This is a genomic window from Kitasatospora sp. NPDC059747 (genome assembly GCF_042732955.1).
Lineage (GTDB): Bacteria > Actinomycetota > Actinomycetes > Streptomycetales > Streptomycetaceae > Kitasatospora.
Genome location: NZ_JBHWGV010000077.1, coordinates 11,706 through 32,801 on the forward strand (window position 1 = coordinate 11,706; position 21,096 = coordinate 32,801).

Below are 21,096 nucleotides of genomic sequence, written 5' to 3' on the forward strand. Positions count from 1 at the left end.
TGGTGCCCAACCTCCCCGTGCCCCCGCACCCCGCCCCCGGCGCCGCCCCCCGGGGGGGCGCCACGGCGCGGTGCCGCACTCGTCAGTCCTGACCGGTGATCATCGACATCAGCAGCCCGTGCGTCTCGGCGTCCGCCGCCACGAGCAGCCCGCGGCCGCCCGCCCCGGTGCCGATCGGGGTGCCGTCGATGCCGGTGACCACGCAGCCGGCGGCCCGGCACAGCGCGATGCCCGCGGCGAAGTGGACGCTCCCGGACAGGTCGCCGCCGTCGGTGACGTACGCGGCGCGCTTGCCGGCGGCCACCCAGGCCAGCGCCAGGGACGTCGACACGACCCGCGGCCGGAAGCGTTCGACGAACCGCGCGTCGGCGAGCAGTTCCACGGCCCGGAACCCGGGGGCGCCCGGGAACGGCGGGTCGAGGTTGACATCCACCAACTGCGTGGCGGCGGTGGGCGCCAGCTCCGCGTCGGTGCCGTCGCGGCGCACCCGGGCGGTCGTGCCGTCGGTGAAGAAGACCTCGTCCCCGAACGGATCCGCCACCGCCGCGGCGCCGTCGCGGAGCGCGACGTTGACGGCCACCACCAGCGTTCCCGCGGCGTAGTTGAGCGTCCCGCACAGGGGATCCACCAGCCACTCGCGCCCGGCGCCGACGGGCCCCTGCCGCCCGCCCTCCTCGCCGAGCAGCGCGTCGTCCGGCCGGGCCGCGCGGATGACGTCGAGGATCGCCTGCTCCGCCGCCACGTCGGCCGCGGTGGCGAAGTCCCCGGCGCCCTTGTCGATGCGGGCGAGGTCCTGCCCGTACATCGCGCGCACCACGTCGGCACCGGCGCGTGCGGCGGCGATGGCGACCTCGGAATCATCCATGTTCGTCAGCGAGTTGATCACGGTGAGCAGCATACGAGCGGTACGTGCCGGGAGCCATGCCGTGGGCCCGTTTGAACGCGGCGGCGAAGGCGAACTCGGAGCCGTACCCGACCCGGGCGGCGACGACGCGCAGGGGCGCGTCCGTCGCCCGGAGGTGACGGGCGGCGGTGGTCATCCGCCACCAGGTCAGGTAGCCGAGCGGCGGCCGGCCGACCGTCGAGGCGAAGCGGCGGGCGAACGCGGCCCGGGAGAGGCCGGCCTCGGCGGCGAGTTTGCCGACGGTCCAGGGCTCGGCCGGGGCGTTGTGCACGGCGTGGAGGGCGGCGGCGACGGCGGGGTCGGCGAGCGCGGCGGCCCAGCCGGTCGCCGGACCGTCGGCGGGGCGCTCGGCGAGCCGGCTGCGCAGCACGTACATCAGCAGGGTGTCGAGGAGCGCCGGGATGATCGCGCCGGTGCCCGGGCGCGGCGATGACACCTCGGCGGCCAGGAGCGTGACGGCGGCGTGGAGTTCGGGGTGACGGTCCGGATCCGCCGGGAGGTGCAGGAAGTCCGGGAGGGTCAGGAGCAGGGGGTGCGTGCGGGTCGGGTCGAGCTCGTACGCCCCGCACAGGACGACGGTGGCCGGGCCGCTCAGGCCGAGGCGGTCGACGGTGTCCGCGACGTAGGCATCGCCGGGCTCGTCCGGCCCACAGACCGGGGCCGTGAGCGGGGTCGCCGGGTCGTCGGCCAGCGCGTGCCCGCTGCCGTGCGGCAGGAACAGCACGTCGCCCGCGCCCAGTCGGACGGGCTCGGCGCCCGGCGCCAGGAACCAGCAACTCCCCTCCAGCACCACCTGGAACGCCACCGCCCCGGGCACGGCCGCGAACCGCTGCCCCCACGGCGCATGCCATCGAACCCACGCCGAGCGGGGACGCCCGGTCCGCGCCACCGTGATCACATCGCTGAGAACGTCCACGGACCGAGCGTATGCGGCGAGTCGCCAGGCGCCCGTCCGAGCAGCGGCTTCGGGCGCGAGCGCGGCCGCCGCACGAACCCGGCGGTATTGCCCCTTCCAGGGCCGGGTGTTGGGTGCTGCCCGGCGGATGGTGACTGTGCGTATCGAGCGGCGGAGGCTGTGCCTTCGTCCCGCGTTGCGGGCACCGGGGGGCGGCGCAGACTGGGGGATGGGGGACGTCGACGAGGCGCCCTGGAGGTACGTCATGTCCGACGGAGTGGAACTGCGCGGAACGTTGCGGAAGGTGGAGGACGTCGAGTTCGAGGTCGTGCGCGTCACGATCGACGTCGCGGACGACGCGGTGCGGCGGGAGCTGGAGAAGGACCCGGCAGGGACCGTCAGGCGGTTCCTGGAGTCGCAGGGGTTCAAGGTCAACGCGATCACGGCGCCGGAGCCGCAGCCCGGCCTGCCGTACCACCCGGGGTACATCCACATCACCAGCGGAGGGGACGAGTCGAAGTGGTCCCCGGTCTTTCCCCTGGCCGACGGCGACGCGGTGAGCGCCGGCGCCGAGCGGGTGCGGGTGGGGACCGCCGAACTCTTCGAGGTGACGATCGAACTCGACGACGCGGCGCGCCGGGCGGTCGCCGCGGACCCGGCCGGGGCGTTCCGGCGGTTCTTCGAGTCCCGGGGGCAGGTGGTGAACGGGGTCACACCGGGTCCTCCCGGTGCCTCGGGGCCGCTGGGCGGAGGGTTCTGGGCGCACGAGAACAGCGGGCCGGAGCGGTCCCAGTGGTACCACATCTTCCCGTGAGGGCCCCGCCCGACGGGCAGGGCCCACCTCCGGGGCCTACCTCGTGCGGCGCTCGGCCACCGCGACGAGCGCCACCCTCGGGACCTCGGCGACGTAGCCGTCGAGCACCGGGCCGACCAGGGGGCGGGCGGGGGCGTTGAGGGGCGTGCAGAGGCCGGCGAGGTGGTCGGTGTGGTCGAAGGCGGCGACCAGGAGCTCCCAGGCCCGCTCGGGGCCGAGCGCGGCGAAGTGGTCCGTCAGGGCGTAGGTCTCGGCGAGGTGGTCGACCATGGCGGCCTTCGCGTCCTCCGGGGAGGCCGCTCGGACGGTGAACGGGTCGTAGACGTCGAGCAGGCGCACGGCGACGGGGTGCGGCGCGAACAGGTCGAGCAGCTCGGTGCGGGTGAAGTGCGGGTGGTCGTGGCGGACGGCGGCGTGGGGGTCGACGACGGTCCGGAAGAACGCGGCCGTCGGGCTGTGCGGCTCGAAGTCGTGCAGCACGACCCGGCCGCCCGGCCGCAGCACCCGCACGGCCTCGGCGACCACGGCGGGCCGGTCGTCGGACGGGACGTGGTGCGTGCCGTAGGCCAGCAGCACCGCGTCCACCGTGCCGTCGGCGAGGAGCAGCCGGTCGGCGGACTGCCGGACGGCGGGCAGGCCGTGGGCGAGGGCGGCGGCCACCATGGGGCCGGAGAGGTCCCCGGTCAGCAGGGCCAGCCCGTCCGGCACCTGTCCGGGGCGGACGGCGGCGGCGCGCGCGAGCGGACCGTCGCCGCCGAGCACGTCCAGGACGAGTGCGTCGCTCGCGCCGCCGGTGGCCAGGCGGAGCAGTTGGCGGCCGCCGGTCCAGTGCACGAGCGGGTTCCCGGGGGCGCGCGGGGAGTCGGCGCAGACGGGGCTGAACTCGTCCGACGGCGAGAAGAGCCGGCGCATGGCCGTGGCGGACCCGAGCCGCCCCGGATCGAGCGCCCGGTGCCACTGCGGGTGCCGGGCGGAGAGGTGCCCGAGGTACTGGTCGAGGGTCATCGCGGGCAGGTACGACGGCGCGGACACGGGCGGCTCCTTTGGCAGGCTCGGCACACCATCAATGCCCATCGTGGGGGCGGTCATTCACGTGATCCACGGGTGCGAATCGGCTGACCAGGCGCACGGCGCCCCCCGGGGCCGTGGGATCCTGGGCGACGATCGTCGGTGGGTGTGAACGGGGGAGAGTCCGGCATGGGGCATCCGGTGCGGGAATGGCTGGACGACGCGTGGGCGCGGACCCGGCTCGTGCAGGTGATCGTGGGCGGGGAGGGGGAAGGGCCGCTCGCCGGGCGCGATGTGCTGGGGTGGGTCGAGAACCCCGACGAGCTCGCGCAGCTTCGGTCGCTCACGACGGAGGGCGGCTTCACCGGGGACATCTGCCGGTGCCTGGGCAGCCTGACGCTGAGCCTCCACGACGCCGACGGCGAGCCGGTGGGGTCGGGCACCATCCACAGCACGGACGTCGCCTGGGAGCGGGCCAGGTTCCGGGACAACCTGACGGTCGCGGACCCGGTCGGCCTGACGCTGTTCCTCGCCGGGCGCGGTGTGCCGGGGCTTCTCCTGAACCTCGTTCCGCGGCTGTCGTACGCCATGGGGCTCCGTGAGGGAGTGCACCAGACGCGGCAGGCCGGTCACGGGCGGTACGGTTCAGGGGAGTTGGCGCGTCGGCAGGTCCCGGTCTCGCTGCGGCCGACGCTGGCGAAGGTGTCCGGGCGAGACGCAGGGCAGTTGCCGGAGTCCCAAGTGGGCGCGTTCCGCGAGCAGTTGGCCGCTGACTACCCGGATCCCGCCGACCGGGCAGCCGCGCTGCTGACGTGGCTGGGCAGCCTGCCGCATCCCATGGAGGCCGAGTTCGGGGAGGGCGTCCTGGTGCTGCGCCTGCTGGAGGGCCTGGATCCGGTGGGATGTGCGACTGCGCTACCGCAGCCGTTGGACGACAGGGTGGTGCTCGGCCTCCTGAGGTGGGCGTGGGAGCAACCGGTGGACGTGGACCTCGTCGACCTCGTCGAGCCCACTGTCCGTGCGCTGCTGGGCTGATCGTTCAGGACGGCGTGTGTCCCCACCACAGGTGTGGATGGTCGGGTGTACTTCGCGCGGGGCGGACGGCTGCTGCCAGGACGGGGACGAGCGCGCGCGGGTGGAGCAGGACGGTGCTGCCGCGCGTCATGTGCATCGCCTCCAGGAAGCGGCGGAACACCTCGGGCTCGGCCGCCATCGCCCGTTGGACCGGCGGCAGGACGGCCGCCGTGAGGCGCGCGGTGCGGTCGGGCCGTGGCTGCTGCCAGCCGCGGTCCTGGACGGTGGACATCAGCCACGGGCGGCGCGTGAGCCGGGCGAGTCGGCGTTGGTAGGCGTGCGCGAAGCCCGGACCGGCCGGCCGGGTGAGCATCGTGCGCAGCAGGTCGGCCTCCATGGCGGCGATGCCCATGCCCTGGCCGTAGAGCGGGTTGAACGCGCAGACGGCGTCGCCGAGGGCGAGCAGGCCGTCGGGCCAGTGCGGGAGGCGGTGGTAGTGGGTGCGCTGGTTCGCGCAGTGGCGGTAGGGCCGGACGGACGTCAACGGGCTGAGGCGGGTGAGGAGTTCGGCTAGCGGGGTGCGGAGGCTGTGTGCGAATGCGGTGAAGCCGTCGGGCTCGTGGGGCGGGTGGTCGCCGGCGGCGCCCTGCAGCGTGACGAGGAGGCGGTCGCCCTCGATGCGGGCGGCCATGAAGCCGCGGCGGACGTGCGGGGCCTGGAGGAGTTCCATGGCCGCTGCCCACGGGGGTCCGTCCGCACCGGCGGCCGTGTAGAGGCGGGAGGCGTAGCCGACGCGGGCGTCGATCACCGTCCGCTGCGGCTGCGGGAGGCCGAGTTCGGTGAGCCACTCGGGCAGGTGCGACGTGCGCCCGTTCGCGACCACCACCAGATCGGCGGCAACGGCCTTGTCGGGTAGGGGAGTTCCCAGCGTCCGGACCCCGGTCGCCCGCAGCGTGCTCCCCGTCAGGCCGGTGACGCGCACGCCCTGTCGGATGCGGACGTTTCCGAGCGCGGTGACGCGCTTCCGCAGGCGTGCCTCCAGCAGCGGACGGCTGAACGTCTGGAGCGGGATCCCGGTCCGTGCGCGCGGCGACCAGCAGCCGGGGAACCGGAAGGCGACGATCTGACCGAAGTCCCCTCCCGGTGCGCCGGCCGCCGTCAACTCGGCGCGCAGGCCCGGGAAGAGGCTCTCCATGACCTCCGCTCCCCGCGCTGTCAGCCCGTGCACGTGGTGGCCCTGGGGCACGCCCGGCCGTTGGGCGGGCCCGTCGGGGAGGGTGTCCTGTTCGAGGACCTCCACCTCCGTGAAGGCGTCGGCCAGCACCCGCGCGGCGAGCAGGCCCGCGATGCCCGCGCCGACGACCACGGCCTTGTCGCACGCGGTCATGGCCAGTTGGCCTTCACGAGGTCGGTGACGAGGGCGGGCTCCCCGGCCGGCACCAGGTGGGAGTAGCGGCGGGTTGTCCGGCTCCACTCCAGGTAGCCGCTCATCGCCGTGCGCATGCAGTCGGCGATCCGGAGGGCGGTGGCGGTGTCCCGCAGCCCGACCGTGCTCAACAGGCGCTGCTCCAGGGCGAGGAACTCCTCGCACCAGGCGCTGATCATGCCCTGGATCTCGCGGACGCTGTCGGCGCGGTCGCAGCCCAGCTCGTTCTCGATGACGAGCACGAGGTTGTGGAGGTCGCCGCGCGATTCCTCCTTCTCCACGGAGTGCACGTCGTTGAGGGTGTCGACGACGTCCGCCGTGATGTCGAGCATCCGGCGCACCACGGCGTCGGCGTAGAGTCGGCGCGGGAGTTCGAAGCCGTAGGCCTTCTGGCTGAGGTCGATCATCGCGTACACGAAGCCCGATCGGCGGCGCAGTTCCGCGTACTCGGCGCGGGTCGGGACGCGGCGGCGGGCGCGGTTGTGCGCCTCCTGGGTGTAGGCGCCGAGGTACCACTGCCAGTGCTGCCCGGTGCGCTCCAGCCAGGCGGGCGAGGCGCCGTCGGCGAGGCGCTGCCACACGTCGCCGAACGCCCGGATCAGCGGCCCGGCACCCGAAGGAGGCCGCCCTCCCGTGGCGATGACGGTGGCGAAGTCCGCGCAGACGGCCGCCACTTGGTCCGGCCGGTCGGCGAGCGGGCCGTCGACGTGGTCGTCCAGGAACGTCGCGACCACGACCGCGTCGACGGTCAGGTCCAGCTGCGCACCGCTCGCCCGGGGGTTCCAGGCGGCCATGAGCCCGGCGATGTCCCAGCGCAGGAAGCGCACTTCGTCGACCGGCTCCGCGATGAGCCCCTGTCGCCGGCACCAGAGGAGGCTGCGGTGCCGGGCGGCGTCGGCGTCCGGGCTGGTCACGGCCCCGAAGGGGAGGGTGAACGCGGTGTCCTGGGGCATGCTGGGGCCCTTTCGGGGGAAGGGTGTTCGGGCCGTCGCTCGACCAAAGGGTGACGGCGACGGTCCCCGCCCGCAAGGGGGCGATCCGGCGTCAGCTGGTGGTGATCTGCGCGCTGCAAATGCCGTACGGCTGGCCGGGGTTGGCGCTATCGGGCCCGAAGGCGTCGTTCAGGGTGCGCGCGAACTCGGGGGTCAGCACCATCTCGATGGGGAGGACGTTCAGCTTCACCCTGGGCGGGACCATGGAGACGATGCTCGGGTCGAGGGCGTCGGAGGCGTCGTTGAGGGCGTAGACGGGCATCCGGGTGCCGGCGCTGTCGGCGGACGTCCTCACGAGGAACTCGCCCTTGCCGGCGGGTGCGCTGCCCTGCCCCTCGGAGACCTGCACGAAGTGCCCGGCGGCATCCTTGAGCGTGAAGCCTCCCTTGAACCTTCCGTCGACCGTGGCCGATCGGGCGAAGGAGAGGGGATCGGGAGCGGCCATGTCGACCGTGACGGTGCCCTTGATGTCCGATACAGTGTAGGAACCGGGCGCCTTTCCGGGGGCGGTGGGAGTGAAGGCGACGCCCTCCTTCGTCCAGTCGAAGGTGCACTCGCCGCTGCCGCGCGCCACCGTCAGGCTCACCGGGGCCTCGGCGACGGCCACCCGGACCACCAGTGCGGTGACGGCCAGGCCGCCGGCGCCGACGAGGAGCATGGACCTGCGTATCGTCATGACGGGATTCCGATCTTCTCGCTCGGATGGATTGCCCCCGCCTCCACTCTCGTCCGGCAGGCTGGTGTGCACACGTCGTAGTCGCCCGAACGGGGATCGCCACTCTCCGTATTCCGGTTGCGCGCGCTGACAGGATGGCCGGATGGAGCAGATCTTGCGCAGGGCGGGCGACGTGTTGGGCACCGGGCTGACGGACCCGGTGGACCTGGGCGGCAGCAGCCGCAGCGCCGTGCTGCGGTGCCGGACGGCGGTCGGCGGCAGCGTCGTCGTGAAGGCGTTCAAGGGCGGGGACGGGGCGGTGCGCTGTTTCGCGCGCGAGGCCGCCGCGCTCTCGCTCGGGCTGGGCGGCCCGCAGTTGCTCGCCGTCGACCCGATCGTGCCGCTGTTCGTGATGGCGGACCTCGGCACGGCGCCGACGCTGGCGGACGTGCTGCTCGGGGACGATCCGAAGGCCGCCGAGGAGGGCCTGCTGGCCTGGGCGCGCGGGCTCGGGCGGCTGGGCGCTGCATCGGTGCACCGGCAGGCGGAGTTCGAGCGACTGGTGGCGGAGTCCAGTACGGCGGTGGCGCCGGAGGAGCCGTGGATCCGGCAGTCCGTCACCAAGCTGCTGCTGCGGCTTGAGGAGACCGGGATCGCCGTGCCCTCCGAACTCGCCGGGGAGCTGGCGCGGATCGGCACGGCCGGCGGGGAGGAGTACCCCGCGTTCACCCCGGGCGACACCTGTCCCGACAACAACCTGCTCACCCCGGACGGCCTGCGGCTGATCGACTTCGAGGCGGCCTGCTACCAGTCGGTTTTCCTGACGGCCGCCTACTGCCGGATGCCGTTCTCCACCTGCTGGTGCGTCTTCCGGCTCCCGCCCGGCCAGACGGAGGCGATCGAGGAGGCGTACCGCACCGAGATCGTCGCGGCCTATCCCGCACTCGCCGAGGACGCCGTGTGGCGGGCCGGGATGCAGCAGGCCATCGCGGCCTGGACGGTCTACACCACCGTCTGGCTGGTCCCGCGCACGGCGGAGAACAAGCCCCTCCACCCGCGGCGACCGTCCCCGACGGCGCGGCAAGTGCTGCGCCACCGCTGGGAGTTGGCGGCTGGGCTGACGGACTTCCCGGCCCTCGCGGAGACGGCGGGGCTGCTGCTGCGGAAGATCGCGGGCGAGTGGGACGACGAACCGCTGCCGGGGTACCCGGCGTTCGCGGGCGGCCGGGCGTCGTAGCAGGGGGCTTGCCCGGTCGTTCCTCCGGTGAAGACGTTCCTGTCCTGATGGAGGAATCATGTCGAAGTTGCGTACCGCCCTCGCCGCCGCCGTGCTCGGGGCCGCCGTCGTGGTGCCCGCCGTTCCGGCCCACGCGGCGGCCGGCACGCCCGAGGCCCGGGTGAACACCTTCTTCCGGGAGTACCGCCGGGCCGTCCTCGACACGAAGGACCAGTCGCCCGCCGAGGTCCGTGCCCACTACCTGACGGCGGAGCTGAACAGGCGGCTCGACGCGTGGGCGCAGGCGAACGACGCCGACCCGGTGTTCCGCGCCCAGAACGTGCCGCTCGACTGGTCCACCCGCTACGAGGGCAGCGGCGCCGGGCACGCCACGATCGTGCTGACGGAGAAGTGGGGCGGAGGCACGTCGCAGGACGTCTGGTACTCGGTGCGGCTGGACACCCTCGTCATCAGCGACCTGGAGGACCCGCCGGCCGGTTCTTAGGACAACGGGCAGGCCGGCCGGGCGGGGCCGTGGGCGAACGGACAGTCAGATGACTGATGTCCTGATCCTTCGCCCAGCGACAGCCTTTCCGTGAGCGGTTCGGGGCCCTGGCGATGTCGTCGGGCCCGGGCGGAGCCCTCGCGGGAAGGCGTCTCTTCCCGGCCGACCTCCCGAACGGAGACACCCGTGTCCAAGATCCAACGAGGCGGCGGTCTGGTGATGACCGTCCTCACCGCCGTCCTCGCCCTGCTCGTCGGACTGGCCTCGCCCGCGTCGGCGGCCCTCGGCGAGGGCAGCCAGTGGTACCAGGAGACCGAGAACGAGGTGAACCTGCAGTCCGGGGACACGATCTCCGAGGCCCGCAGCCCCGACACCCTCATCCAGGTGTGGCGCGGGAACGACAACAACCGCGTCTGGATATCGCGGAACGGCGGCGCCCCGGTGGTCTTCCCTGGCACCCAGACGCAGGCCGCGCCCCGCGTGGTGTGGACGGCCAACGGCTTCTACGTCTTCCACACCGGGGTCGACGGGCGAATCTACTACACGCAGCCGCGGTTCACCCAGAGCGGGATCCTCTCGCAGAGCCAGCCCGCCAACTGGTGGTCGCCCGACGGGAACGTGGTGACCAGGCCCAACCTGTCGCCGTCCGTCACCTCGGTCCGCAACGGCGAGATGCTCCTGTCGTGGGGGAGCGCGACCGACAACAACCAGTACACCGCGTCCTTCGACGGAGCGAACTGGGCCGCTCCGCGGCAGGTCCCCGGCATCCTGAGCGACACGGCCAACTCCATCGCCTACAGCAGCTACTGGGACCAGTTCGCCCTCGTCCACCGCGGGCTGGACGGGCGTGCGTACGTCATGACGCGGGACCACCGCTCCGACGTCTGGGGCCAGCCGCAGCGCCTCGACGACAACCTGCAGATCTTCGGCACCCCGAGCATCGCGTTCACCACGGAGACGGGCGACGGCGTCATCGCCGTCCTGGGCAACTCCGGCAACGGCTACCACCAGGCCTACCTGGGGCAGTGGACCGAGCGCAGCTGGAGCGGGTTCCAGCACGAGAACACGTACGCCGGCATGCGGAACAACCCATGGCTGACCGCGACCGCCCGGAGCGTCTTCCTCATCGCGACCTTCTACCAGGGTCTCGTCCAGTGGAAGGTCGGCTTCGACCGGCGCCCGTAGTGCACGGCGAGGGGCGGGGGCGTTTCCCTCGCCCCTCCTGCGCGTTACGACCGGGTGATGGCCTGTTTCAGCAGGCCGTGGAGGACGCGTTGCTCCTCCGGGCCGAGGGCCGCCAGCGGGGAGCCGACGGCGAGGAGTTCGAGGAGGCGGTCGCGCATCGCGGTGCCCTCGGACGTGAGTACCAGGTGCTTGGCGCGGCGGTCGGTGGGGTGGGGGTGGCGCTCGATCAGGCCCTGCTTCTCGAGCTTGTCGACGACGAAGGTCGCGTTGGACGGCTCGCAGCTCATGCGCTCGGCGAGCTCGCGCATGGTCATCGGCCCGGTCATCTCGCGCAGCGCCGTCGCCTGGGCCTCGGTGAGGCCGAGGGCGGCGGCGTGCTCGCGCACGTGCTCGCCGATGCGCTGGGCGAGTCCGTTGACCATGCCGCACAGCTGTCGTTCGGCGATGGCCTGCGGTTCCTGGGCCCGGGACGTCGTCATGCCCCCATCCTAGCAAGTCCGTCAAGCCAGAATATTTTGAGCTTGAATGATTCGAACTTGATGCTTATGGTGATCTCCGTCGCCGCGGGGAGCGCGGCGCCGGGTCGATGAACGGCCATCAGGGGAGAGGACTCACAGTGGACTTGAGCACGAAGCAGGACACCGCACGGCTGAGCCGGCCGTCGGACATCCGCTCGATACGGCTCGGCGACACCAAGGTGTCGTACGTGCCGGACGGCGACGTGCGGCTCCGGCCGCTCGCGATGCTGCCGGACACCACGGAGGACGTGTGGGCGGCGCACCCCGAGTACCTGGACTCCGCGGGCAACCTCGTCGGGAGCGTCGGCGCGCTGCTCGTCGAGCACGGCGGCCGGGCGCTGCTGATCGACACGGGCGTCGGCCCGAGGACGCTGGAGCTCCCGGAGGGCCCGCTCCACTCGATCCGGGGCGGCGCGCTCCTGGACAACCTGGCGCGACTCGGCCGGGCCCCCGAGGACATCGAGGCGGTGGCCTTCACCCACCTCCACGTCGACCACCTCGGCTGGGCCTGCGCCCCCGAGGGCGACCGGCCCGCGTTCGCCCACGCCGACTACCTGATCTCCGGGCCGGAGTGGGAGGGGCGCGGGGATCTGACGGCCGAGCAGGCCGCGGCCCTCGCCCCGCACGTCCGGATGGTCTCGGACGGCGACGAGGTCTTCCCCGGCGTGCAGGTGCGGATCACCCCGGGCCACACCGTCGGGCATGCCGAGTACGTCATCACCGGCGGCGGCCGGCGCCTGATCGCCTTCGGCGACGCCGTGCACTCGCCGATCCAGATCGACCACCCCGAGTGGTCCTCGGGCTTCGACCACGACCTCGCCCGGACCGCCGAGAACCGCCGCCGCCTGGTCGCCGAGCTGGCCGAGCCGGACACGATCGGCTTCGGCGTGCACTTCGCCGACGTCGTCTTCGGGCGTGTGCAGTCGGGCGGGGACGGGGCGGCCTGGCAGCCCGTGGACGCCTGATCCGTCCCGGAACGAAGGGGTAAGCCCCCCGGGGGGGGCGGGGGGGGACCGGGGGGGGGGGGGCGGCGGGCCCGGCGCGCGGTGGGAGAACTGGGGGCGCGGGTGGGGGGGGGGGGGGGGGCCGCCCGCGCCGGGGGGGGCGCCCCGGCCCCGGGGGGGGGCACGGCGCGCAGCGCAGGCGCCCCCGCGGCGCCCCCCCCACCAGCCCCCCCCCCACCCCCGCCGCCCCCCGCGCGGGCGGCGGGGGCCATCTCCGGGGTGTGCGGTCCGGCAGGACGCTCAGTCGATGCAGAACTCGTTGCCCTCGATGTCCTGCATCGCGATGCACGAGTCGTGGCCGTCGTACAGCAGCTGCACGCGTACCGCGCCCAGCGGGAGCAGTCGTGCGCACTCGGCTTCGAGTGCGGCGAGGCGCTCCTCGCCCACGAGCCCGGTGCCGACGCGCACGTCGAGGTGCACCCGGTTCTTGACGACCTTCCCCTCGGGAACGCGCTGGAAGTACAGCCGCGGGCCCACGCCGGTCGGATCGGTGCAGGCGAACCACGAACCCCGTTCCTCGGGGGAGCGGGAGTTCTCGTAGTCGTCCCAAGTGGCGAACTCCTTCGGAGGATTCGCTGCCGCGTACCCCAGCACCTCGCACCAGAAGCGGCCGACGCGCTCGGGTTCCGCGCAGTCGAAGGTGACCTGGAACTGCTTGATCGATGACATGCGCGCACCCTAACAGGGGGCTCGGCTGCTCATTCCTCGGCCGGAGCAGGTGCGTTGGCGCCGTGGTCCTACCGGCCCCGGGCCCACGCCCCGCGGGTGATCGCGTACTCGACGTCGCCGTGTTCGGCGCCCTCGATGTACTCGGGCCACTCCTCGAAGAACGTGCGGACGTGCGTCAGCCCGGTTTTCTCCATGACGCGACGGGAGGCCGTGTTCACCGTCATCGTGGTGGCCACGATCCGCTCGACGCCGAGCTCGGTGAAGGCGTGGTGGACGATGGCCCGCGCGCCCTCGGTGGCGTAGCCCCGGCCCCAGGTGGACGGCAGCATGCGGTAGCCGAGTTCGGTGTCGCCGCCGGTCAGGCCGACGCTGCTCGCGGGGCGGAGCGAGACCCAGCCGAGGAAGCGCTTGGACGACGTCCCGACCGCGGCGAAGCAGCCCATGCCGTCCGGGAGTTCGACGTACTCGCGGAGGAGGGCGGGGAGGTGTTCGCGTTCGACGGCGGTCCGGGGCACGGGCCGGCCGTCGTCGATGTGGCGCATGACGTCGGGGTGGCCGTGCAGGGCGGCGAGGTCGTCCAGGTCGGCGGGGGTGAAGCGGCGGAGGGTCAGGCGGTCGGTGCGCAGGTAGGCGTTCACGACGGCGATTCGAGCAGGGCGACCTGGCTTCCGGCAACTGCTTTGCCCATGGGCCGGGGCCCTGGGACACCGGTATCCGTTGCACAGTGGCGGCCCCGGAGCAACTCTGACACTATCTCAGCTACGGTGAATGCACCGTGTGCCAATCGTTCATTTCGGCCACACCAGCGTGGTCGTGGAGCGTCGAGAAGATTCGAGGCCGGCCTTGAAGTCCGTACGGAACCGCATACCTCATCTGGTGACGGTCGTCCTCATGCTCCTGGGCGTGATGACCGCCGCGACCGCGCAAGCACAGGCGGCCCCGCAGCGGCTCGCCGGTGGCGGGACCATCTGCTCCTACTCACCGGTTCCGGCGGGGTGGGTGATCACGAGTTCGTACAGCAGCGCCGGTTGTCCCGGCACCGGCGTGGCGTTCACCATCGTGGACGTGACCGGGCAGGCCGGCGCCACCGCGTGTTCGATGTCTCCCATCCCGGCGGGGTGGGTGATCACGCTTTCCTACAGCAGTGCCGGTTGCGCCGGTACCGGTGTCGCGTATTCCATCGCGAACACCGCGAACCGGACTGCCGCCACTACGTGTTCGATGTCGCCGATTCCGGCGGGGTGGGTGATCACGCTTTCGTACAGCAGTGCCGGTTGCGCCGGTACCGGTGTCGCGTACTCCATCGCGAACACCGCGAACCGGACCAACGTCACCGCGTGTTCGATGTCTCCCATCCCGGCGGGGTGGGTCGTGGCGAGCTCGTACAGCACCGCCGGTTGCGTCGGCACCGGCGTGGCGTACATCATCGTGAACACCGCCAGCCTGCGTTACGCCACCGTCTGCTCCTTCTCGCCGGTCCCGGCGGGGTGGGTCGTGGCGAGCTCGCAGGGCGCCAGCAACTGCGTGGGCAGCGGCATCGCGTACACCATCAGGAAGGTCTGACCACCCGGAGTAGGTCGAGCGCGCGCACGGCCACGTGGGCGCGGCCTTCACGAGGCCGCGCCCACGTGCTTGTGACACCACCGAACGGCCACCGCCCGTGACGCGAACACGCGCGTAGGACCCGATAGGCTTCTTCAGCTGGGGGTGCCTCCGGCCGGAGCGGGCATTGCCTGTCGGACACCACACTTCATGACGTGACGATGGGGTGAACGCGATGCCTCTTGAGGGCGAGTACGAGCCGAGTCCGGCGCAGTGGGTGCGCGAGCAGGTCGAGCTGTACGAGAGTTCGGGCGGCACGCAGGGAACGACGCTCTGGGACACGGGCCTGCCCGTCGTCATCCTCACGACGCGCGGCGCGAAGAGCGGCAAGATCCGCAAGACCCCGTTGATGCGCGTCGAGCACGAGGGGCGGTACGCGGCGGTGGCCTCGAAGGGCGGCTTCCCGCGTCACCCGGTCTGGTACTTCAACGTCAAGTCCGACCCGCACGTGGAGCTCCAGGACGGTCCCGAACGCCGGGACATGACGGCCCGTGAGATCACCGGAGATGAGAAGGCCGAGTGGTGGGAGCGCGCGGTCGCCGCGTATCCGCCGTACGCCGAATACCAGGAGAAGACCGACCGCGTGATCCCCGTCTTCGTGCTGGAGCCCCGGCGCGGGTAGGGCCGGAGGCTAGCCGTACAGCCCCGCACCGATCCCGATCAGCTTCCGTCGCTCCACCGCGCCCCCTCGCGTCCGTCCCCTGCGGGAAACCCTATCCGGAGGTCCAGTGGGCACGGAAAAGGCGAGAAGAAATATTCTCCTCGCCACTATCAAGATATAACGCATCGGGGGGCTTGCCGCAAGGCCCCCGGTGTGCCGCACAATCGTCGGTCTCAAGGCCATGACCTGCGGAAACGGGAGCCGGGAAATGCGCGTTTTGTTGACGAGCTGGGGATCACGCGGAGACGTCGAACCGCTGGCGGCGCTGGCGTTGGAATTGCAGCGGCTCGGGGCGGAGGCGGCGGTCTGCGCGCCCGCGGACGACGACTTCGTCGCCCTGCTGGCGCGGGTCGGCGTGCCGCTCGTGCCGCTCGGGCCGACGGTGAAGTCGATCGTCGCCAACCCGAAGCCGCCGACCGGCGAGGACGCCTTCCGGCTGGCGCCGGCGCTGGTGGAGGCGCGGTTCGAGACGCTCGCCGCGGCGGCGAATGACGGGTGCGATGCGATCCTCGCGACCGGGCTGATGCCGGCGGGCGCGCGGGACGTGGCGGAGAAGCTCGGCGTCCCGTACGTGTTCGCGTGCTTCCACATCGCCGGGATCCCGTCGCCGCACTTCCGGCCGGGCCGGCGCCCGGGGCCGCCGCTGTCGGAGGGGGAGACGGACCTCCGGGTGCTGTGGCGGGAGGACGGCGAGCGCGTGAACGGCCTGTACGGGGAGGCGCTCAACCGTGGGCGGGCCGGGATCGGGCTGCCGCCGGTGGACAACGTCCGCGATCACGTCTTCGGGGAGCGGCCCTGGCTGGCGGCGGACGCGGTGCTGTGCCCGTCGGAAGGGATGACGGACCTGGATCTGTTGCAGACCGGGGCGTGGATCCTGCCGGACGAGCGTCCGCTGCCGGACGAGCTGGAGGCGTTCCTGGCCGCGGGCGAGCCGCCGGTGTACGTCGGCTTCGGGAGCATAGCGTCGTACGCGCCGAAGGACGTCGCGGGGGCGGTCATCGAGGCGAGCCGCACGTACGGGCGTCGGGTCGTCGTCGGGAGCGGGTGGGCCGGGCTGGGGGCGGTCGACGACGGCGACGACTGCTTCGTGGTCGGGGAGGTCAACCAGCAGGCGCTGTTCCGGCGGGTGGCGGCGGTCGTGCACCACGGCGGCGCGGGCACGACGACGACCGCCTCACGGGCGGGAGCGCCGCAGGTGATCGTGCCGCTGATCGCGGACCAGCCGTACTGGGCGGCGCGGGTGGCCGAGTTGGGGATCGGCGCGGCGCACCAGGGGCCGGCGCCGACGGTGGAGTCGCTGACGGCGGCGTTGGGGGTGGTGCTGACGCCCGAGGTCGCCGAGCGGGCGAAGGCCGTGGCGGGCACGATCCGGGCGGACGGGGTGACGGTGGCGGCGAAGCTGCTGCTGGAGGCGGCCGGCCGGCCCGTACAAGGCCCGGCTGTCGGGTGATTGTCGGGCGCCTGCGAGGTCGTGGGTGCCGGATCGGCTCGCGCAATGGTGGGGGCCGCCCCCCCCGGGGGCCCACCCCCGCGGGGGGGCCCCGCGGGGGGCCGCGCGGGCCCCCCGCCCCGCCCGGCGGCCCCCGCCCCCGCCCTCCCCCCCCCTCGGGCGGTGCCACCGGCGTGCTCACGGTCGGCTCGATGTCGCGAGACGCTGGAGAAGCCGTTCCATACGGAGATCGTATTCAGTGGCGTCGGCTCTGCGCGTCGCCCCGGGGATGTACGCCGGATACGCTCCCGGGCCGACGGCCTGGGAAGAGGTGACATCCGCCGGCCGACGCGGTGGATCGTGGTCCGTTCCTAGGTTCATGGCCATGAGGAATGCACCGATGATCGATCTTCGCGGCACGACAAAGAAGTACAGCGTCATCGAGCGATCAACGGCGAAGGTGCTGCCCGATTCGACCCGCGACCGCGCCGCCGCGGGCAAGCAGCCCGCGAAGCATCGGCGCCGTAGCCCTTGCCGGTGGCCTGAGTTGGCACTCATCGCCTGTGGAGTCGCCGTTCTCGCCTGGGCGTTCGTGCTCTGCACCACCCTGCCGTCAACAGCGACTGCTGTGCACTGGTCGGCCGCCTGGGCCGGGTTGGATGCCATGGAGGCACTCGGCTTCATCGCCACCGGGGTCCTGGCCGCTCGTGGCGATCCCCGCCGGGCCCTGCCTGCTGCGGCCACGTCGATGCTGTTGCTGGTCGACTCCTGGTTCGACCCGGTGACAGCGGGGCCCGGCAGCGATTTCGCCGTGGCGCTGGCCATGGCGTGCTTCGCCGAACTACCGCTTGCGGTGGTCTGTGCCCTCGTCGCCTGGCGGGCGCTCCGCGTTCCGACACCACAGCCTGTCTGACCAGCCGTCACGTACTCACGACAGAGGACTCTTGATCATGAATCTTCGCACTGCACTCGGTCGCCCCGGAGCGCGATGGGGGTTGACCGCGGCGGCAGCCGGCACCGCGGCCCTGTCCTGGTGGGCGTTCGACTCCGCCCCCTACCCGTACGCGCAGCGCCGGCTCCTCGACCTGCCCTTGCCGCTGCTCAGCCAGGAGCGGCTCGATTCGATGCTGGAGTTGCGTCAGGGCGAGCGGGTCCTGGAGGTCGGACCGGGCACGGGCCTGCAGGCTCTGCAGACCGCCCCGCAACTGGGCACTGACGGTCGACTCGACATCGTCGACGTCCAGCAGGAGATGCTCGACCACGTGATGAGCCGGGCCGCACAGCGCGGTCTCACCAACATCGCGCCGACCCGGGCGGACGCCCACCACCTGCCGTTCGAGGACTCCGTGTTCGACGCCGCCTACCTGGTGACGGCCTTGGGTGAGATCCCGCAGCCGGAGGTGACGCTGACGGAGCTGAGCCGGGTGGTGAAGCCGAACGGACGGATCGTGGTGGGCGAGTTCTTCGACCGGCACCAGGTGCGGCGCGCCACCCTGGCTCGCCATGCCAATGCCGCGGGGCTCCACGTGACCCGGCTGATCGGCCCTCCGTTCTCCTACTACGCCCGGCTGGCGCCATGCCGACCGGACGGGTCATGGGCGCCGCTGACAGCCGCCGGTACCCAACACCGCACCGCGGTATAGGGAACGAGCAGCGGCAAACGCCATCTTCGGGTGTGAGTGGACGTCAAGTGCGAAACCGGGTGGACGCTCAACGCGTCGGCTTGCTGATCCGCGGTGCTCAGCCGACCGGTCCCGTCGTCGCGGGCGGCCCTACCGCCGGTTCGAGCAGCGACAGCATCCGCTGTTGCGCGTCGAGGCCGACGCGGATGCCGACCGGCATCGGCAGGTTCGGGCCGGCGTGCCCGAAGTCGACGTTGCCCAGGACCGGGATGTCGCGGTCGCCGAGGACGTCGAGGACGATCTCGGGCAGGGTCGGGGACGCGCCGGGCTCCAGTCCGACGATCTCGCGCGGAACGCCCACGACCATGCCCGAGATCCGGTCGAGGATGCCGGAGTGCCGCATCACCTGCAGGTAGCTCCACACGTGGGAGGCCAGGCCGCCCATCTCCTCCCAGAACAGCACCACACCGTCGAACCGTTCGAGCGGGAGGGCGAAACGCGTCGCCTGCGCCAGCACGATGCGATTGATCACCCCGCCGATCAGCCGGCCCTCGGCACGACCGGGACGCCAGCACTCCCACGACGAGCTCGCCGGCAGCGCGCCGATCGCTTCGGTACCGGTCAGCAGCCTGGAATAGAGATTCTCAAGTTCCGCCCGGCGCGCCACGGGTGCGGACTGCCAGTGCCCGCCGAAGCCGGGGACGGCCATGTCGGCGTGGAACCCGACCAGGCCCGTGCGCGCGTAGAGCACCAGGTGCAGCAGCGAGATGTCGCTGTAGCCGAGGATCGGTTTGGGGTCGGCCTTGATCGCCTCGACGTCGATCAGGTCGAGGTAGCCGAGCGCGGCCTGACCGCCGTCACTCGCGACGATCGCGCGCACCTCGGGATCACGTAGGAGACCATTGAGCTCACCGGCGATCTCCGCCGGCGTGGCCGCGCTCCACCAATGGCTGCGTCCGGCTTCGAGCAGCGGCGCCCGACGCACACGGAAGCCCATCCGCTGGAGCACGACCACCGTCTGCTCGACGTTGGGCTCGTAAGCGGCGGGCAGGGGACCGGAGAGCGAGGCGATGACCACGAGGTCTCCGGGCCTCAGGGCACGCGGTCGGAGCAGTCGAGGCGGTGCGGAACCAGTCATGGCGTCAGTGTCGCCGGTGCCGCCGGTGGGGTCACGCGACTTTCGCCGGTCCGCCGCCCCGGGATCCTGCCTGGCCATGGTGCCGGGCCGGTCGGCGGGTCTACCTTGGCGCGGTGAATGCTTCGACCGACGCCGTCCGACGGCGGCGCGTGTTCTTCGCCGTCGGGTGGTCCGTAGTGGTGCTGGGAATCGCGGTGCCGCCGCTGGTGGTCGGGCCGGCCTTCGTGCGCTCGGGGGCGATGCTGGTGCCCGGGCTGATGGCCGTGTTCGGGCCCGCGACCCTGCTGGAGGCGGTCATCGCGCGGCCGAAGAGCGTGCGGGTGGCCGGCGGGACGGCCCGGGCCCGCAGCTGGACGGGCGAGCGGGCGGTGGACCTGCACGACCTCGCCACCGTGCGGGCCTGGGAGGGGATGGCGAGGGGCGCCCAACCGGTCTTCGTGTCCCTGGTGGACCGGTCGGCCGGGCGGATGATCCTGCGGGTCGACGACCAGGTCCGGCACCTGATCGCCGACGCGGTGCGCCGCCACGGCGCGGGGTACGTCTCACCGTGGGCCACGGAGCTCCTGGGCCTCAAACCGACCCGGTGGTACGTCGCGGGCGCGCGGGTCCTGGGCCTCTCGCTGGCCGTCCTCGCGCTGTTGGCCGGCGGAATGCTGGTGGCTGCGGCCCTTGCCCGACGCTGACGATCCTGACCGGCGCTGGGCGGCAGCCCGGTCACACCAAGCTCGCCCCGTTCGACGGTGACGGGCGGTCGGGCGAGGCGCCGGAGTGATCTGTTCGAATCATCCGAGTGAGGGACCACGGCCCGACGACCGGAGGCAGGAGCAGAGGGGATACGGGAGAGCACTCCTGCCCGTCCCGTCCCCGTCCCCGGAGGAAGCGTTGAAAAGAACGCGGGCCCTGACCGTACTGATCGCATTGATCCTCTCCCTCACCGCGCCGCCCGCGGTCGCCTGGGAGTCCGGCCCTCCGCCGGCGAGCCCGTCCGCCGCGCCGGCGGAGGTGCTCACGCAGGTGATCGGCGATCCCGTGGCCGTGCCCAAGAGCAACGTCCACGTCTTCTACGAAGCGACCGTGACCTGTCCGGCCGGCCAGACGCCGACCGGTGGCGGACCGAAGGTCTCTCCCTACGACAACCCCCTGCAGATGATCAGCTCCTACCCGCGTGGCAACGGCTGGGTCGTCACGGTGGACGGCGAATCGGACGTCGACGCGACCCTGTGGGCGACGGTGATCTGTTCCACGGAGCCGCACACCCAGATCTCCAACGGCCCCGTCACGGTTGCACCTCGGAGCGAGGGCGGTCTCTCGGCGACCTGTCCGGCCGGCCAGTACGCCACCGGCGGCGGCGGGCTCGTCGACCTCGGGGTCATCGATGTCGAAGGGTCCTTCGCCGATGGGAACGAGGCGAACAACACCTGGAATTACAACATCAACAACCCGTCCGGGAGGCCCCTGGAGTTGCGGCCCTTCGTGATCTGCTCGACCTCGCCCCATCACCACTACTGGGGCGACGGCACCAAACTCCCGTTCAGCCACGGGACCGCCCACGACCTGAAGTACTGCCCCACCGGCATGGTCACCGGCGGAGGCGCCATCGCCGTCGGGACGGCGATCTACGAGTCCAGCTTCTGGGGCAACGGCTGGCTGGCCCAGTCCGTGAACTATTCGGGGGACCACCCGGAAGTGCGCGCGAACGTGGTCTGCAAGGACTGAGCCGAAGGGATTGACACGGAGTGGGGGGGGGGGGGGTCGGCCGCGACCACGGACCGCGCGGGGGTGGGGGGGTGAGGGCCCAGGGGGGGCGGGGGAGTGGGCGCCCACCCCCACCCCCGCCCG

Annotated in this window: 25 protein-coding genes; 13 read left to right on the forward strand and 12 right to left on the reverse strand. The window is 72.4% G+C overall.

Annotated features, from left to right (window positions below):
* Positions 1-82: 82 nt before the first annotated feature.
* Together ACFV4G_RS28740 and ACFV4G_RS28745 are read right to left on the reverse strand one after the other, a co-directional pair.
* Positions 83-886 carry an inositol monophosphatase family protein gene (locus ACFV4G_RS28740; RefSeq protein ID WP_380445021.1) on the reverse strand — a complete coding sequence of 268 codons (804 nt, stop codon included), beginning with the start codon at positions 884-886 and terminating at the stop codon, positions 83-85.
* On the reverse strand, positions 858-1,820 hold the full coding sequence (locus ACFV4G_RS28745) for an AraC family transcriptional regulator (protein WP_380445022.1): 963 nt from the start codon (positions 1,818-1,820) through the stop codon (positions 858-860). Before ACFV4G_RS28745 ends, ACFV4G_RS28740 begins: the two co-directional genes overlap by 29 nt.
* A 244-nt stretch (positions 1,821-2,064) precedes the next feature.
* On the opposite strand from ACFV4G_RS28745, the gene ACFV4G_RS28750 reads away from it, so the two are divergent.
* Positions 2,065-2,613: a hypothetical protein gene (locus tag ACFV4G_RS28750; protein WP_380445023.1), complete on the forward strand. Its 549-nt coding sequence runs from the start codon at positions 2,065-2,067 to the stop codon at positions 2,611-2,613.
* 36 nt (positions 2,614-2,649) lie between these two features.
* On the opposite strand, the gene ACFV4G_RS28755 is transcribed toward ACFV4G_RS28750, so the two are convergent.
* Positions 2,650-3,645, reverse strand: coding sequence for a class I SAM-dependent methyltransferase (locus ACFV4G_RS28755; RefSeq protein WP_380445024.1), 996 nt, complete (start codon positions 3,643-3,645; stop codon positions 2,650-2,652).
* A 165-nt stretch (positions 3,646-3,810) separates the two neighbouring features.
* Between ACFV4G_RS28755 and ACFV4G_RS28760 the strand changes: the two genes are divergently transcribed.
* The gene (locus ACFV4G_RS28760) at positions 3,811-4,656 is read left to right on the forward strand and encodes a hypothetical protein (protein ID WP_380445025.1); all 846 of its coding nucleotides are present in this window, start codon (positions 3,811-3,813) and stop codon (positions 4,654-4,656) included.
* 4 nt (positions 4,657-4,660) lie between these two features.
* Here the strand turns inward: ACFV4G_RS28760 and ACFV4G_RS28765 are convergent, their stop codons facing one another.
* From ACFV4G_RS28765 to ACFV4G_RS28775, 3 genes are all read right to left on the reverse strand, one after another.
* Positions 4,661-6,022 carry an FAD-dependent oxidoreductase gene (locus ACFV4G_RS28765; RefSeq protein ID WP_380445026.1) on the reverse strand — a complete coding sequence of 454 codons (1,362 nt, stop codon included), beginning with the start codon at positions 6,020-6,022 and terminating at the stop codon, positions 4,661-4,663.
* Positions 6,019-7,014 carry a hypothetical protein gene (locus ACFV4G_RS28770; RefSeq protein WP_380445027.1) on the reverse strand — a complete coding sequence of 332 codons (996 nt, stop codon included), beginning with the start codon at positions 7,012-7,014 and terminating at the stop codon, positions 6,019-6,021. Before ACFV4G_RS28770 ends, ACFV4G_RS28765 begins: the two co-directional genes overlap by 4 nt.
* Before the next feature lie 91 nt (positions 7,015-7,105).
* The gene (locus tag ACFV4G_RS28775) at positions 7,106-7,729 is read right to left on the reverse strand and encodes a hypothetical protein (protein ID WP_380445028.1); all 624 of its coding nucleotides are present in this window, start codon (positions 7,727-7,729) and stop codon (positions 7,106-7,108) included.
* A gap of 142 nt (positions 7,730-7,871) precedes the next feature.
* On the opposite strand from ACFV4G_RS28775, the gene ACFV4G_RS28780 reads away from it, so the two are divergent.
* From ACFV4G_RS28780 to ACFV4G_RS28790, 3 genes are all read left to right on the forward strand, one after another.
* On the forward strand, positions 7,872-8,945 hold the full coding sequence (locus ACFV4G_RS28780) for a hypothetical protein (RefSeq protein ID WP_380445029.1): 1,074 nt from the start codon (positions 7,872-7,874) through the stop codon (positions 8,943-8,945).
* Positions 8,946-9,003: 58 nt separating this feature from the next.
* Positions 9,004-9,429, forward strand: a complete 426-nt coding sequence (locus ACFV4G_RS28785; protein ID WP_380445030.1) for a hypothetical protein — start codon at positions 9,004-9,006, stop codon at positions 9,427-9,429.
* A gap of 186 nt (positions 9,430-9,615) precedes the next feature.
* The gene (locus ACFV4G_RS28790) at positions 9,616-10,614 is read left to right on the forward strand and encodes a hypothetical protein (RefSeq protein ID WP_380445031.1); all 999 of its coding nucleotides are present in this window, start codon (positions 9,616-9,618) and stop codon (positions 10,612-10,614) included.
* 44 nt (positions 10,615-10,658) lie between these two features.
* Here the strand turns inward: ACFV4G_RS28790 and ACFV4G_RS28795 are convergent, their stop codons facing one another.
* Positions 10,659-11,093, reverse strand: coding sequence for a MarR family winged helix-turn-helix transcriptional regulator (locus ACFV4G_RS28795; protein WP_380445032.1), 435 nt, complete (start codon positions 11,091-11,093; stop codon positions 10,659-10,661).
* Positions 11,094-11,200: 107 nt separating this feature from the next.
* On the opposite strand from ACFV4G_RS28795, the gene ACFV4G_RS28800 reads away from it, so the two are divergent.
* Positions 11,201-12,097, forward strand: a complete 897-nt coding sequence (locus tag ACFV4G_RS28800) for an MBL fold metallo-hydrolase (protein ID WP_380445033.1) — start codon at positions 11,201-11,203, stop codon at positions 12,095-12,097.
* A 279-nt stretch (positions 12,098-12,376) separates the two neighbouring features.
* Here ACFV4G_RS28800 and ACFV4G_RS28805 read toward each other — a convergent pair whose 3' ends face one another.
* From ACFV4G_RS28805 to ACFV4G_RS28820, 4 genes are all read right to left on the reverse strand, one after another.
* On the reverse strand, positions 12,377-12,805 hold the full coding sequence (locus ACFV4G_RS28805; protein WP_380445034.1) for a VOC family protein: 429 nt from the start codon (positions 12,803-12,805) through the stop codon (positions 12,377-12,379).
* A 68-nt stretch (positions 12,806-12,873) separates the two neighbouring features.
* Positions 12,874-13,443 (reverse strand): GNAT family N-acetyltransferase, encoded by a 570-nt coding sequence (locus ACFV4G_RS28810; protein WP_380445035.1) that lies wholly within the window; start codon positions 13,441-13,443, stop codon positions 12,874-12,876.
* A 336-nt stretch (positions 13,444-13,779) separates the two neighbouring features.
* Complete coding sequence (locus tag ACFV4G_RS28815; RefSeq protein WP_380445036.1) at positions 13,780-13,914, reverse strand: hypothetical protein; 135 nt, start codon at positions 13,912-13,914, stop codon at positions 13,780-13,782.
* A 27-nt stretch (positions 13,915-13,941) separates the two neighbouring features.
* Entirely contained in the window at positions 13,942-14,232 is a 291-nt protein-coding gene (locus ACFV4G_RS28820) for a hypothetical protein (RefSeq protein ID WP_380445037.1), read from the reverse strand.
* Position 14,233: 1 nt separating this feature from the next.
* On the opposite strand from ACFV4G_RS28820, the gene ACFV4G_RS28825 reads away from it, so the two are divergent.
* The 5 genes from ACFV4G_RS28825 (at position 14,234) to ACFV4G_RS28845 (ending at position 18,140) form a co-directional block, all read left to right on the forward strand.
* Entirely contained in the window at positions 14,234-14,368 is a 135-nt protein-coding gene (locus ACFV4G_RS28825) for a hypothetical protein (protein ID WP_380445038.1), read from the forward strand.
* Positions 14,369-14,582: 214 nt separating this feature from the next.
* Positions 14,583-15,029, forward strand: coding sequence for a nitroreductase family deazaflavin-dependent oxidoreductase (locus tag ACFV4G_RS28830; protein ID WP_380445039.1), 447 nt, complete (start codon positions 14,583-14,585; stop codon positions 15,027-15,029).
* A 247-nt stretch (positions 15,030-15,276) separates the two neighbouring features.
* Entirely contained in the window at positions 15,277-16,518 is a 1,242-nt protein-coding gene (locus ACFV4G_RS28835; RefSeq protein ID WP_380445040.1) for a glycosyltransferase, read from the forward strand.
* A gap of 379 nt (positions 16,519-16,897) precedes the next feature.
* Complete coding sequence (locus ACFV4G_RS28840) at positions 16,898-17,410, forward strand: hypothetical protein (protein ID WP_380445041.1); 513 nt, start codon at positions 16,898-16,900, stop codon at positions 17,408-17,410.
* 82 nt (positions 17,411-17,492) lie between these two features.
* The gene (locus ACFV4G_RS28845) at positions 17,493-18,140 is read left to right on the forward strand and encodes a class I SAM-dependent methyltransferase (RefSeq protein WP_380445042.1); all 648 of its coding nucleotides are present in this window, start codon (positions 17,493-17,495) and stop codon (positions 18,138-18,140) included.
* Between the two features lie 97 nt (positions 18,141-18,237).
* On the opposite strand, the gene ACFV4G_RS28850 is transcribed toward ACFV4G_RS28845, so the two are convergent.
* Positions 18,238-19,257, reverse strand: coding sequence for an LD-carboxypeptidase (locus tag ACFV4G_RS28850; protein ID WP_380445043.1), 1,020 nt, complete (start codon positions 19,255-19,257; stop codon positions 18,238-18,240).
* 113 nt (positions 19,258-19,370) lie between these two features.
* On the opposite strand from ACFV4G_RS28850, the gene ACFV4G_RS28855 reads away from it, so the two are divergent.
* The gene (locus ACFV4G_RS28855; RefSeq protein WP_380445044.1) at positions 19,371-19,940 is read left to right on the forward strand and encodes a hypothetical protein; all 570 of its coding nucleotides are present in this window, start codon (positions 19,371-19,373) and stop codon (positions 19,938-19,940) included.
* 199 nt (positions 19,941-20,139) lie between these two features.
* On the forward strand, positions 20,140-20,973 hold the full coding sequence (locus ACFV4G_RS28860; RefSeq protein ID WP_380445045.1) for a hypothetical protein: 834 nt from the start codon (positions 20,140-20,142) through the stop codon (positions 20,971-20,973).
* Positions 20,974-21,096: the final 123 nt, after the last annotated feature.